The following is a 13,274-nucleotide window of genomic DNA, read 5'->3' on the forward strand; positions in this document are numbered from 1 at the left end:
ACACATCGGCTTTCGCATTAACGCGCAAGCAGGCGTGGAGAATCATGTTATTCTCAGCCAGACTTAAATGCAGGAAAAATGGCATGAAACTGGAAGATGGCTGGATTAACAGTGCGCGTAAAGTGCCGTCACCGCACTTTAATCAACGACCGGAAAATGAAACGCCTTCCGTACTGATTATTCACAATATCAGCTTGCCGCCCGGTGAGTTTGGCGGTCCGTGGATTGATAGGTTGTTTACTGGCACCTTGCCTGCCGATGCGCATCCCTATTTTGCCGATATTGCCCATTTGCGTGTCGCCGCACACTGTCTGATTCGCCGTGATGGCGAGTTGGTGCAATATGTTTCATTCGATGAGCGCGCCTGGCATGCGGGAGTATCTCAGTTCGAAGGCCGGGAAAACTGCAACGATTTCTCGATGGGGATTGAGCTGGAAGGCACCGATACCCAGCCTTACACCGACGCGCAATATGCCACGTTGCGGGCGGTAACGGCGTTATTAATGCAACACTATCCACTGACCGCGGAACGCATTACCGGCCACAGCGATATTGCGCCGGAACGTAAAACCGATCCGGGTCCGGCATTTGACTGGGAACGCTATAAACACGCCTTAAAGCGGGAGAATCCCTGAAACAGCAGGAGCAGTTATGACGTTGTTTAGCTTGTTATTAGTTTTAGGTTGGGAACGGTTATTTAAGCTGGGAGAACACTGGCAGCTCGATCATCGGCTGGAGCCGCTGTTTCGTGGTCGTCAGCGTTTTTCGTTATTCCGCACCCTGATGATGACGATGGTAGCGATGCTGATTGTCTGGCTGCTGGTCTGGAGTCTGAAAGGTCTGCTATTTGGCGTGGCGCAGCTGTTATTTTGGATTGTGGTGGGCCTGCTGTGTATCGGTGCGGGTTCGGTACGTTTGCATTATCACGCCTATCTGAAAGCGGCGAGCCATGATGATAAGGCGGCTCATCAGGCGATGGCGGCAGAGCTGACGTTGATTCATGGTGTGCCGGTAGAATGCACTGAACGCGACTTTCTGCGCGAGCTACAGAACGCCCTTATCTGGATAAATTTCCGCTTCTATCTGGCCCCGTTGTTCTGGTTTGTGGTGGGAGGCCCGTGGGGGCCAGTGTTGCTGGTGGGCTATGCGTTTCTGCGCGCCTGGCAAAGCTGGCTGGCAAAACACCATTCAACGCTGGAGCGTGCGCAGTCTGGCGTTGACCGCGTGCTGCACCTGCTGGACTGGATTCCCGTGCGTCTCGCCGGTGCCGCCTATGCCTTGCTCGGACACGGTGAGCGCGCATTGCCAGCCTGGTTCGCTTCCTTAACCGACTGGCATCGCTCGCAGTATCAGGTGTTGACCAGCCTGGCGCAATTCTCCCTCGCGCGTGATCCACATGTTGATAAAGTGGAAACGCCGCGCGTGGCGGTTGCGCTGGCGAAGCGTATTTCCCTGGTGCTGGTGGTGGTCGTTGCGTTGCTGACCATCTACGGCACGCTGGTGTGATCGGCAGGCGGCACGCCAAAATCAGGTGTGCCGTCCTCGCGCCAGTCAAAATACTTCAGCCGCGTATGGCGGTTGGGGTCCCACAGAGGATCGCCCTCAATCTCCGTGTAGTTGCGCGCATGATAGACCAGCACATCCCGCCCCTGTTCATCAACGGTAAAGCTATTATGGCCCGGTCCATATTGATGGTTATCCCAGCTGCTGCTGAATACCGGACGGGCGGATTTTTGCCACGCGCCAGGCTGGAGCGGGTCGGCATCAGCAGCAATACTCAGTATTCCCAGACAGTAATTCTCATCCGTGGCGCTGGCTGAGTAAGTGACAAAAAGCCTGTCGCCGTGGCGAATCACTGCCGGTCCTTCATTGACGCTAAATCCGGCGCACTCCCATTCATATTCAGGGCGGCTCAGCATTTGCGGTGTCCCTTTCAGCGTCCAGGGGTTGAGCAATTCAGCAAGATACAGGTTCGAATTGCCGGGAATAGCCGGGTCTTTCTGCGCCCACAGATACCAGTTTTTCCCCTGATGGACGAAATGTGTGGCGTCGAGAGAGAAGCTATCCAGCGGCGTGTGGACGCGCCGGACGGGCTGCCAGTGGCCGGTTAGCGGGTCGGCATCACTGCACACCAGCGCATACATGCGGTGCTGGAATAATCCATCTTTGATTTCACGACTCGGCGCGGCTGCGAAGTAGATCACCCACTGTCCGTTGATGTGGTGCAGTTCCGGTGCCCAGATCAGTGCGCTAAACGGCCCCGTGTCGGGTTTGTGCCACACCACCACCGGTTCGGCCTCGGGTAGCGCTGCCAGCGTCGCAGCGTGACGTATTTCCAGCCGGTCATATTCGGGCACCGAAGCGACAAAGTAATACCCCTTGTCGTGACGGAGAATAAAAGGGTCGGCGCGCTGGGTGATAAACGGATTAGGCCATGGATGACTCATTTAATTTCTCCGGGTTCGATAGTGGCGGCAGCGGGCGGGTGTGGAGCATGCAGGTCGCGGAAATTGGCGCGACGCAGGGCGAGATCGTCCTGAATGGTGCGCATCAGTTTGCGATCGACTTTCAGCAAACGTACAACCCCGGCGGTAATCAGGTAGCCAATACCAGGAATCACGGTAAATAGCAGCATGATGCCATTCAGCGCGCTGGGGGCTTGCTGTTTCGCACCGGCATCATAGCCATAGATGGAGAGTAAAAAGCCCACCATCGCACCCGCCACAGCCAGCCCGACCTTGAGGAAAAACAGATTGCCGGAAAAGCTCATGCCGGTGATGCGTTTGCCGGTTTTCCATTCGCCGTAATCATCAACATCCGCCATCAGCGACCAGTGCAGCGGTGAGGGGATCTGATGGAGGATGTTCAGCAGGAAATAAGCAATAACTACCGCCAGAGTGGCGTGAGGATCAATCCAGTAAAAACCGCTGGAGAACAGGGCTAACGCGATGTTGGTCCAGAAGAACACTTTTAATTTGCACCAGCGATCGGTGAGGATTTTGGCCAGCGTACTGCCCAGCATCATGCCGATCACGCCGAGGCTGATAAACAGGGTGGCAAAATGGGTCGATTGGCCCATGACCCAGGTCACGTAATACATGGTGGCGGCCATGCGAATAAACCCAGGGCAAACGTTACAGAAGGTCAGCAGCAGAATGCGTACCCACTGGTCGTTTTTCCAGACATCGCGCAGGTCGTTTTTCAGATCGTCGTTACTGGGCACTGCCGGGCGAATACGCTCTCGCACCGTGGCGAAGCAAAACAGAAACATCGCGAGGCCAATCAGCGCCAGCACGCTCATCGCCATCTGATAGCCGCGCGCTTTGTTATCCCCACCAAACCACTCCGCCATCGGCAGGAGCGATAGCGACAGGATCAGCGTGGCGACACCCACCATAACAAAACGATACGACTGGCAGGAGACGCGTTCGCCAGGATCATTGGTGATGACCCCGCCCAGCGAGCAGTAGGGAATGTTGATGGCGGTGTAGGTCAGTGACATCAGGAAATAGGTGATAAATGCCCAGATCACCTTGTTGTCATAGCTCCAGTCTGGCGTGGTGAACATCAGAACGCTGAATAACACATAGGGAACGGATACCCACAGCAGCCACGGACGAAAGCGTCCCCAGCGGCTTTGCGTACGGTCGGCAATCGCGCCCATAATCGGATCCGTTACCGCATCCAGTACCCGCACCGAAAGCAATAAGGTGCCGACCAGCGCTGGTGCCAGCCCAAAGACATCGGTATAGAAATAGTTGAGGAACAACATGATGGCACCACCAATCATGTTGCATCCGGCATCGCCCATGCCGTATCCCAGCTTTTCCCGGAACGAGAGTGCAGCTCCTTTCATTGTTCATCTCCAGTAATAACAGGTGCAAAAATTATTAACGGAAAATCAGCAATCTGGCGGGGACCAATTGGTCACGATGATGGACAAAACACCTGGGCAGGAAAAAGTGTGAGGAAGATCTAAAGAAGGGGAACTTCGGCCCGGACATAAATGCCGGGCCGAAGGAGAAGCTTTACGCCTGTTGGGCTTTGTTTTTGATCGCGTAACCGATGGCCAGCACCACCAGCCAGACCGGAATCAGCCATACCGAAATCGCCATGCCAGGCGTCATCAGCATGATCACCAGAATCGCCGCAAGGAACAGCAGACAAATCCAGTTACCCAGAGGGTAAAGGATGGCAGGGAAACGCGTGGTGACACCCTGCTGGTTCTTCTTCTTACGGAATTTCAGGTGTGCCAGGCTGATCATCGCCCAGTTGATCACCAGCGCGGAGACCACTAAAGACATCAGCAAGCCGAAAGCTTCACCCGGCATCAGATAGTTAATCAGCACGCAGAGCGCCGTGGCGACCGCAGACACCAGAATCGTCGCCACCGGAACGCCACGTTTGTCGACGTTCAGCAGCGCTTTCGGCGCATTGCCCTGTTGCGCCAGGCCGAACAACATACGGCTGTTGCAGTAGACGCAGCTGTTGTACACCGACAGTGCCGCGGTCAGGATCACCACGTTCAGCGCATTGGCAACCAGCGAATCACCGAGTTCGTGGAAGATCAGGACGAACGGGCTGGTATCTGCGGTAACGCGGGTCCACGGCAGCAGTGACAACAGCACCGCCAGTGAGCCGATATAGAAAATCAGAATACGCCACAGTACCTGATTGGTGGCTTTGGGAATGCTCTGCTCCGGGTTGTCGGCTTCCGCGGCGGTGATACCCACCAGTTCCAGCCCGCCAAACGAGAACATAATAATCGCCATCATCATCACCAGCCCGCCGAAACCATTCGGCAGGAAGCCGCCCTGGTTCCACAGGTTGCTGACGGTCGCCTGCGGGCCGCCGTTGCCGCTGAACAGCAACCAGCCGCCAAACAGAATCATGCCGATGACCGCGACAACTTTGATAATGGCAAACCAGAACTCCATCTCACCAAACACTTTCACGTTGGTCAGGTTGATGGCGTTGATCAGCACAAAGAAGATGGCGGCTGTCGCCCAGGTGGGGAAGTCCGGCCACCAGAACTGGACATATTTACCGACTGCGGTCAGCTCGGCCATGGCGACCAGCACATACAGCACCCAGTAGTTCCAGCCGGAAGCAAAACCGGCGAAGTTGCCCCAGTATTTGTAAGCAAAATGGCTGAAGCTACCGGCAACCGGCTCTTCCACTACCATTTCGCCTAATTGGCGCATGATCAGAAAGGCAATAAATCCCGCAATGGCATAACCGAGAATCACCGCCGGACCGGCGGATTTGATGACCGATGCGCTACCCAGAAACAGACCGGTACCCACTGCACCGCCCAGTGCAATGAGCTGAATATGGCGATTTTTTAAGCCGCGGTGCAGCGTTTCGCCATGTTGTTGTTCCATACGAACCTCGTGATGTTGTTATTTTACGCCCTATGTAAGGCTGTTTTTACATAACGTACTCATTTATTTACGGTATCTGGCGTGCTGTGTGCATACGTAAGCTACCCTGGCGACCAGAATAGTGATAAGCGCGCCGCTTTGCACCTGCTTTTGCTTTTTGTGCTGAGAGATGACGGAAAAAGCAGCAGCATCCACTGCTGACCTGCCGCGCTATTTCTGACATGAATGGGTAATAAACACGAATAGTTTTCCCTTATGGTTGCAGGGAAAGAGACGCGCTAAATCTGTGTAAGGTTTGGTAAAAGAGAATTCTGTTAACAATTCTCCCTGAGGCTCTATTTCTGTCTTTATCAGCGCTATTTAGCGCATTTAACCAATGATAATCCCCTGAAGTGTGACGGCTGCCATATAGACACAAGGTGAATACTTTGTTACTTTACCGGCACCTTTTGGCAATTGGTATTACCAATTTACTCCGGATGCCTGGCATAACTAAGAAGGGAAGATGGCATACAGTAAGATTCGCCAACCAAAGCTCTCCGATGCAATTGAGCAACAGCTGGAATCCCTCATTATGGAAGGGACGCTGCGGCCGGGAGAGAAGTTGCTTCCCGAGCGCGAACTCGCCAAACAATTCGATGTATCACGTCCTTCTCTTCGTGAAGCGATCCAGCGCCTGGAGGCGAAAGGATTGCTGCTGCGCCGTCAGGGTGGCGGCACCTTCGTCCAAAAACATCTCTGGCAAAGCCTGAGCGACCCGCTAATCGGCCTGCTCGCTCAACACCCTGAATCTCAGTTTGACCTGCTGGAAACCCGCCATGCACTGGAAGGTATTGCTGCCTATTATGCGGCATTGCGTGGCACTGATGAGGATTTGCAGCGCATTCGCGACTGCCATGTTCAGATCCAGCAGGCACAGGACAGCGGCGATCTCGATGCCGAAGCGGATGCCGTGATGCAGTATCAGATCGCTGTCACAGAAGCGGCCCATAATGTGGTGCTTTTACATTTGCTGCGTTCCATGGGCCCTATGCTGGAACAAAACGTCCGTCAGAATTTTGAATTGCTCTACGCTCGCCGGGAAATGCTGGCGAAAGTGAGCGGTCACCGCGCCAGTATTTTTGAGGCGATTGTGGCTCGTGAGCCAGAACAAGCACGCGAGGCATCACACCGTCACCTGGCGTTCATTGAGGAAATCTTGCTGGACAGAAGTCGGGAGCAGAGTCGTCGTGAACGCTCCCTGCGTCGTTTACAGCAACGTAAGGAATAACGCGCGGCAACGAACGTGCGGATCAAAAAGCGACGGGCCTGTCTTCTTGTGCTGTGAACTGAAGCAAAGCACAAGCAGACAGGCTCCTGACAATTCAACGTATTAGACACAGATAAGGAATACACCCCATGTCAGAACGTTTACACAATGACGTGGATCCGATCGAAACTCGTGATTGGCTACAGGCGATCGAATCGGTCATCCGTGAAGAAGGTGTTGAGCGCGCGCAGTATCTGATTGACCAGGTATTAAGTGCTGCACGCAAAGGCGGCGTAAAAGTTGCAGCAGGCTCTTCTGCTGTCAGCAACTACATCAACTCTATTGCCGTTGAAGACGAACCGGACTATCCGGGCAACGCCTCCCTTGAACGTCGTATCCGTTCCGCAATTCGCTGGAACGCCATCATGTCGGTGCTGCGTGCGTCGAAGAAAGACCTGGAACTGGGTGGTCACCTCTCATCATTCCAGTCTTCCGCGACTATCTATGAAGTGTGCTTTAACCACTTCTTCCGTGCTCGTAGCGAGAAAAATGGCGGCGATCTGGTTTATTTCCAGGGCCATATCTCTCCAGGTATCTATTCTCGTGCGTTCCTTGAAGGCCGTCTGACCGAAGAACAGATGAACAACTTCCGTCAGGAAGTACACGGCAACGGTCTCTCTTCTTATCCGCACCCGAAACTGATGCCTGAATTCTGGCAGTTCCCGACAGTTTCTATGGGTCTTGGCCCACTCAATGCGATTTATCAGGCTAAATTCCTGAAATACCTTGAGCACCGTGGTCTGAAAGATACCGCCGATCAGACGGTATACGCCTTCCTGGGGGATGGCGAGATGGATGAACCGGAATCCAAAGGCGCGATCACTATCGCGGTCCGCGAAAAACTGGATAACCTGGTGTTCATCATCAACTGTAACCTGCAGCGTCTGGATGGCCCGGTCACCGGTAACGGCAAGATCATCAACGAACTGGAAGGCATCTTTGCCGGTGCTGGCTGGAACGTGATTAAAGTGATCTGGGGCGGTCGTTGGGATGAGCTGCTGAAGAAAGACACCAGCGGCAAGCTGATCCAGCTGATGAACGAAACCGTTGACGGCGACTACCAGACCTTCAAATCACGCGATGGCGCATACGTCCGTGAGCACTTCTTCGGTAAATACCCGGAGACTGCAGCGCTGGTGAAAGACTGGTCAGACGAAGAGATCTTCGCCCTGAACCGTGGTGGTCATGATCCGAAGAAAGTCTATGCTGCACTGAAAAAAGCGCAGGAAACCAAAGGCCAGCCGACCCTGATCCTGGCGCATACCATCAAAGGTTATGGTATGGGCGACACGGCGGAAGGCAAAAACATCGCTCACCAGGTGAAAAAGATGAACATGGATGGCGTTCGCTACATCCGTGATCGCTTCAATGTGCCGGTAGCCGATGAAAACATTGAAAAACTGCCGTACGTGACCTTCGAAAAAGGGTCTGAAGAGTACAACTATCTGCATGGTCAGCGTGAGAAGCTGGGCGGCTACCTGCCGACGCGTCAGCCGCACTTCACTGAGAAGCTGGAAATGCCGGCACTGGAAGAGTTCAGTGCACTGCTGGAAGAGCAGAGCAAAGAGATCTCTACCACCATCGCTTTCGTGCGTGCGCTGAACGTGATGCTGAAGAACAAGTCGATCAAAGATCGCCTGGTACCGATTCTGGCGGACGAAGCCCGTACCTTTGGTATGGAAGGTCTGTTCCGTCAGATCGGTATCTACAGCCCGAACGGTCAGCAGTACACTCCGCAGGACCGCGAGCAGGTTGCTTACTATAAAGAAGACGAAAAAGGCCAGATTTTGCAGGAAGGGATCAACGAGCTGGGTGCAGGTTCATCCTGGCTGGCTGCTGCGACTTCTTACAGCACCAACAATCTGCCGATGATTCCGTTCTACATCTATTACTCAATGTTTGGCTTCCAGCGTATCGGTGATCTGATGTGGCTGGCGGGCGATCAGCAGGCGCGCGGCTTCCTCGTGGGAGGCACCTCCGGTCGTACCACTCTGAACGGTGAAGGTCTGCAGCATGAAGATGGTCACAGCCATATTCAGTCGCTGACTATTCCGAACTGTATTTCTTACGATCCGTCTTATGCCTACGAAGTGGCAGTCATCATGCATGACGGCCTGGTACGTATGTACGGCGAAGCGCAGGAAAACGTTTACTACTACATCACCACGCTGAACGAAAACTACCACATGCCGGCGATGCCGCAGGGTGCGGAAGAGGGTATCCGTAAGGGTATCTACAAGCTGGAAACTGTGGACGGTAGCAAAGGCAAAGTTCAGCTGCTGGGTTCAGGTTCTATCCTGCGTCATGTGCGTGAAGCTGCGCAGATCCTGGCGAAAGACTACGGTATCGGTTCTGACGTCTACAGCGTGACCTCGTTCACCGAACTGGCGCGTGATGGCCAGGATTGTGAGCGCTGGAACATGCTGCATCCGACAGAAACCCCGCGCGTACCTTACATCGCTCAGGTGATGAATGAGGCACCTGCCGTGGCGTCGACTGACTACATGAAACTGTTTGCTGAGCAGGTTCGCAGCTACGTGCCAGCCAGCGATTACCGCGTACTGGGTACTGATGGTTTCGGTCGTTCAGACAGCCGTGAGAACCTGCGTCACCACTTCGAAGTGGATGCATCTTATGTAGTGGTTGCAGCGCTGGGTGAACTGGCTAAACGCGGCGAAATCGATAAGAAAGTGGTGGCAGAAGCGATCACCAAATTCAACATCGATGCCGATAAAGTTAACCCGCGTCTGGCTTAAGAGGTAAGAGAGTAATGGCTATCGAAATTAAAGTGCCGGATATCGGGTCAGATGAAGTTGAAGTCACCGAGATCCTGGTCAAGGTGGGCGACAAGGTAGAAGCCGAACAGTCGCTGATCACCGTGGAAGGCGATAAAGCTTCGATGGAAGTTCCCTCGCCGCAGGCGGGTGTGGTTAAAGAGATCAAAATTGCGACCGGTGACAAAGTTGAAACTGGTTCGCTCATCATGATCTTTGACGCAGAGGGTGCAGCAGCTGCTGCACCTGCGGCAGAAGAGAAGAAAGCGGAAGCTGCACCAGCACCGGCTGCTGCGGCTGTCAGCAAAGACGTCAATGTTCCTGACATCGGCGGCGATGAAGTCGAAGTCACCGAGATTCTGGTCAAAGTGGGCGATACCGTTGCGGCTGAGCAGTCACTGATCACCGTGGAAGGCGATAAGGCTTCGATGGAAGTCCCGGCACCGTTTGCGGGCGTGGTAAAAGAGATCAAAATTGCCACCGGCGACAAAGTGAACACCGGTTCACTTATCATGGTGTTTGAAGCGCAAGGCGCTGCTCCGGCGGCGGCTGCACCGGCGGCACAGCCTGCTGCGGCTCCGGCCCCGGCTGCTGCGGCTGGCGCGAAAGACGTCAATGTTCCTGACATCGGCGGTGATGAAGTTGAAGTCACTGAAGTGCTGGTGAAAGTGGGTGACAAAGTCACTGCTGAGCAGTCTCTGATTGTGGTTGAAGGCGACAAAGCGTCAATGGAAGTTCCGGCACCGTTTGCGGGCACCGTTAAAGAGCTGAAAGTTGCCACCGGCGACAAAGTCAAAACCGGCTCGCTGATCATGGTGTTTGAAGTAGAAGGCGCTGCGCCTGCTGCTGCCGCACCTGCTGCGAAACAGGAAGCGGCTCCCGCCCCGGCAGCAGCTCCGGCTGCGGCGAAAGCGGATGCGAAAAGTGACTTTGCTGAGAACGATGCTTACGTCCACGCCACGCCGGTGATTCGTCGCCTGGCGCGCGAGTTCGGTGTGAACCTGGCGAAAGTCAAAGGCACCGGTCGTAAAGGTCGCATCCTGAAAGAAGACGTGCAGGCGTATGTGAAAGACGCGGTGAAACGCGCTGAAGCGGCACCGGCTGCTGCTGCCAGCGGTGGTAGCCTGCCAGGCCTGCTGCCGTGGCCGAAAGTTGATTTCAGCAAGTTCGGCGAAATCGAAGAAGTGGAACTGGGCCGTATCCAGAAAATCTCTGGTGCTAACCTGAGCCGCAACTGGGTGATGATTCCGCATGTTACCCACTTCGACAAAACCGACATCACCGATCTGGAAGCGTTCCGCAAACTGCAGAACAGCGAAGCCGAGAAACGTAAGCTGGATGTGAAATTCACCCCGGTGGTGTTTATCATGAAAGCCGTTGCCGCTGCGCTGGAGCAGATGCCGCGTTTCAACAGTTCACTGTCTGAAGACGGTCAGAAACTGACGCTGAAGAAATACATCAACATCGGTGTGGCGGTTGATACGCCAAACGGTCTGGTGGTTCCAGTGTTCAAAGATGTGAACAAAAAAGGCATCACTGAACTGTCTCGTGAACTGATGGCGATCTCGAAAAAAGCGCGTGACGGTAAGCTGACCGCAGGCGACATGCAGGGTGGATGCTTCACGATTTCCAGCCTGGGTGGCCTCGGTACCACGCACTTCGCGCCAATCGTTAACGCGCCGGAAGTGGCTATCCTTGGTGTGTCCAAATCTGCGATGGAACCGGTATGGAACGGTAAAGAGTTTGCGCCGCGTCTGATGATGCCGATCTCTCTTTCCTTCGACCACCGCGTGATCGATGGTGCTGATGGTGCGCGCTTTATCACCATTATCAACAACATGCTGTCGGATATTCGCCGTCTGGTGATGTGAAGTTAATCAAGGCCGGCAAATGCCGGCCTTGTTGTACGCATTCAGAGTTGCCGCGGTTGGCAGTTTATTAACAATTCTGTAAACTCTTGCGGTGAAATGTGCCGGTGGAATAAGGGCATCCAGAGCCTGGGACAGGTTCGCGTCTGGCCGCCGGAAATCTAATAAGAGGTCATGATGAGTACAGAGATTAAAACTCAAGTCGTGGTACTTGGGGCAGGTCCTGCAGGTTACTCTGCAGCCTTCCGTTGCGCTGATTTAGGTCTGGAAACCGTACTGGTAGAGCGCTACAGCACCCTCGGTGGTGTATGTCTGAACGTAGGCTGTATCCCGTCAAAAGCGCTGCTGCACGTAGCGAAAGTGATTGAAGAAGCGAAAGCACTGGAAGAACACGGCATCGTGTTTGGCCAGCCTTCAACCGACATCAACAAAATTCGTACCTGGAAAGAGAAAGTTATCACTCAACTGACCGGCGGTCTGGCGGGTATGGCCAAAGGCCGTAAAGTGAAAGTGGTGAATGGTCTGGGTAAATTCACCGGTGCTAACACGCTGGTGGTAGAGGGTGAAGGCGGTGCAACCACCATCAACTTCGACAACGCCATCATTGCTGCCGGTTCTCGTCCGATTGAACTGCCGTTCATTCCGCATGAAGATCCGCGCGTGTGGGACTCCACCGATGCGCTGGAACTGAAAGAAGTACCGAAGCGTCTGCTGGTGATGGGCGGTGGTATCATCGGCCTGGAAATGGGTACCGTTTACCATGCGCTGGGTTCAGAGATCGACGTGGTTGAAATGTTTGACCAGGTGATCCCGGCTGCCGATAAAGACGTGGTGAAAGTTTTCACCAAACGTATCAGCAAGAAATTCAACCTGATGCTGGAAACCAAAGTGACTGCCGTTGAAGCGAAAGAAGACGGTATCTACGTTTCCATGGAAGGTAAAAAAGCGCCGACCGAAGCCCAGCGTTATGACGCAGTGCTGGTGGCGATTGGCCGTGTACCGAACGGTAAAGGCCTGGATGCTGGTAAAGCGGGCGTAGAAGTGGACGACCGTGGTTTCATCCGCGTTGACAAGCAAATGCGCACCAACGTGCCGCATATCTATGCTATCGGTGACATCGTGGGTCAACCGATGCTGGCGCATAAAGGCGTGCATGAAGGCCACGTAGCGGCTGAAGTTATCGCCGGTATGAAGCACTACTTCGATCCGAAAGTGATTCCGTCAATCGCCTACACCGAGCCAGAAGTGGCATGGGTGGGTCTGACTGAGAAAGAAGCGAAAGAAAAAGGCATCAGCTACGAAATTTCCACCTTCCCGTGGGCGGCTTCTGGCCGTGCTATCGCTTCTGACTGCGCTGACGGTATGACCAAGCTGATTTTCGACAAAGAAACGCATCGTGTTATCGGTGGTGCCATTGTCGGTACCAACGGCGGCGAGCTGCTGGGTGAAATCGGTCTGGCCATCGAAATGGGTTGTGATGCGGAAGATATCGCGCTGACCATCCATGCGCACCCGACGTTGCATGAATCCGTTGGTCTGGCGGCGGAAGTGTTCGAAGGTAGCATTACCGACCTGCCGAACCCGAAAGCGAAAAAGAAATAAGCGCTGAGAAATAAACAGACGGCTCCTTAAGGGAGCCGTTTTTTATTACGCGTTCATTTTAATGGAATAATGAAATGGGCGCCTGAGCTAACGCCAGGACAATGACGGAAAAGCGGGGAAAAATCCCCGCTTAATGAAGTTTCTACGGTCTGCCTTCGCAGGCCATAACCGCTGATAATTCAGCTGTGAATATTCTCAATCGTAACTCACATAATGAATTGCGGTTGATGAGACAGAATCCTAATAAAATGATTCCGCTGATAATCAGTTTGCTGAATGTTGACCTCATCGTCACTTGCTCCTTGATTTAAAGCGAGCAAGCGACTACCCTGACATT

Annotated in this window: 10 protein-coding genes; 6 read left to right on the forward strand and 4 right to left on the reverse strand. The window is 53.9% G+C overall.

What is annotated here, in order from left to right; all coding sequences use genetic code 11:
• Nucleotides 1–83 precede the first annotated feature (83 nt).
• Together ampD and ampE are read left to right on the forward strand one after the other, a co-directional pair.
• Nucleotides 84–635, forward strand: a complete 552-nt coding sequence (ampD, locus tag CUN67_RS03395) for a 1,6-anhydro-N-acetylmuramyl-L-alanine amidase AmpD (protein WP_208714007.1) — start codon at nucleotides 84–86, stop codon at nucleotides 633–635.
• Between the two features lie 16 nt (nucleotides 636–651).
• The gene (gene ampE / locus CUN67_RS03400) at nucleotides 652–1,506 is read left to right on the forward strand and encodes a beta-lactamase regulator AmpE (protein WP_208714008.1); all 855 of its coding nucleotides are present in this window, start codon (nucleotides 652–654) and stop codon (nucleotides 1,504–1,506) included.
• On the opposite strand, the gene CUN67_RS03405 is transcribed toward ampE, so the two are convergent.
• The 3 genes from CUN67_RS03405 to aroP all read right to left on the reverse strand — a co-directional run bounded on the left by CUN67_RS03405 (nucleotide 1,488) and on the right by aroP (nucleotide 5,384).
• Nucleotides 1,488–2,447, reverse strand: a complete 960-nt coding sequence (locus CUN67_RS03405) for a glycoside hydrolase family 43 protein (RefSeq protein WP_208714009.1) — start codon at nucleotides 2,445–2,447, stop codon at nucleotides 1,488–1,490. The genes ampE and CUN67_RS03405 overlap by 19 nt on opposite strands.
• Nucleotides 2,444–3,856 (reverse strand): glycoside-pentoside-hexuronide (GPH):cation symporter, encoded by a 1,413-nt coding sequence (locus tag CUN67_RS03410; RefSeq protein WP_208714010.1) that lies wholly within the window; start codon nucleotides 3,854–3,856, stop codon nucleotides 2,444–2,446. Before CUN67_RS03410 ends, CUN67_RS03405 begins: the two co-directional genes overlap by 4 nt.
• A 172-nt stretch (nucleotides 3,857–4,028) precedes the next feature.
• Nucleotides 4,029–5,384 (reverse strand): aromatic amino acid transporter AroP, encoded by a 1,356-nt coding sequence (gene aroP / locus CUN67_RS03415; RefSeq protein WP_208714011.1) that lies wholly within the window; start codon nucleotides 5,382–5,384, stop codon nucleotides 4,029–4,031.
• Nucleotides 5,385–5,889: 505 nt separating this feature from the next.
• Between aroP and pdhR the strand changes: the two genes are divergently transcribed.
• The 4 genes from pdhR (at nucleotide 5,890) to lpdA (ending at nucleotide 12,937) form a co-directional block, all read left to right on the forward strand.
• Nucleotides 5,890–6,654, forward strand: coding sequence for a pyruvate dehydrogenase complex transcriptional repressor PdhR (pdhR, locus tag CUN67_RS03420; protein ID WP_084872735.1), 765 nt, complete (start codon nucleotides 5,890–5,892; stop codon nucleotides 6,652–6,654).
• Nucleotides 6,655–6,782: 128 nt separating this feature from the next.
• On the forward strand, nucleotides 6,783–9,449 hold the full coding sequence (aceE, locus tag CUN67_RS03425) for a pyruvate dehydrogenase (acetyl-transferring), homodimeric type (protein ID WP_208714012.1): 2,667 nt from the start codon (nucleotides 6,783–6,785) through the stop codon (nucleotides 9,447–9,449).
• A 14-nt stretch (nucleotides 9,450–9,463) separates the two neighbouring features.
• Nucleotides 9,464–11,338, forward strand: coding sequence for a pyruvate dehydrogenase complex dihydrolipoyllysine-residue acetyltransferase (gene aceF / locus CUN67_RS03430; protein ID WP_208714013.1), 1,875 nt, complete (start codon nucleotides 9,464–9,466; stop codon nucleotides 11,336–11,338).
• 174 nt (nucleotides 11,339–11,512) lie between these two features.
• Nucleotides 11,513–12,937 (forward strand): dihydrolipoyl dehydrogenase, encoded by a 1,425-nt coding sequence (lpdA, locus tag CUN67_RS03435; protein WP_208717058.1) that lies wholly within the window; start codon nucleotides 11,513–11,515, stop codon nucleotides 12,935–12,937.
• Between the two features lie 142 nt (nucleotides 12,938–13,079).
• Here the strand turns inward: lpdA and CUN67_RS30650 are convergent, their stop codons facing one another.
• On the reverse strand, nucleotides 13,080–13,226 hold the full coding sequence (locus tag CUN67_RS30650; protein ID WP_208714014.1) for a Hok/Gef family protein: 147 nt from the start codon (nucleotides 13,224–13,226) through the stop codon (nucleotides 13,080–13,082).
• Nucleotides 13,227–13,274 lie beyond the last annotated feature (48 nt).

The sequence above is a fragment of the Pantoea cypripedii genome, assembly GCF_011395035.1.
GTDB classification, from domain to species: domain Bacteria; phylum Pseudomonadota; class Gammaproteobacteria; order Enterobacterales; family Enterobacteriaceae; genus Pantoea; species Pantoea cypripedii_A.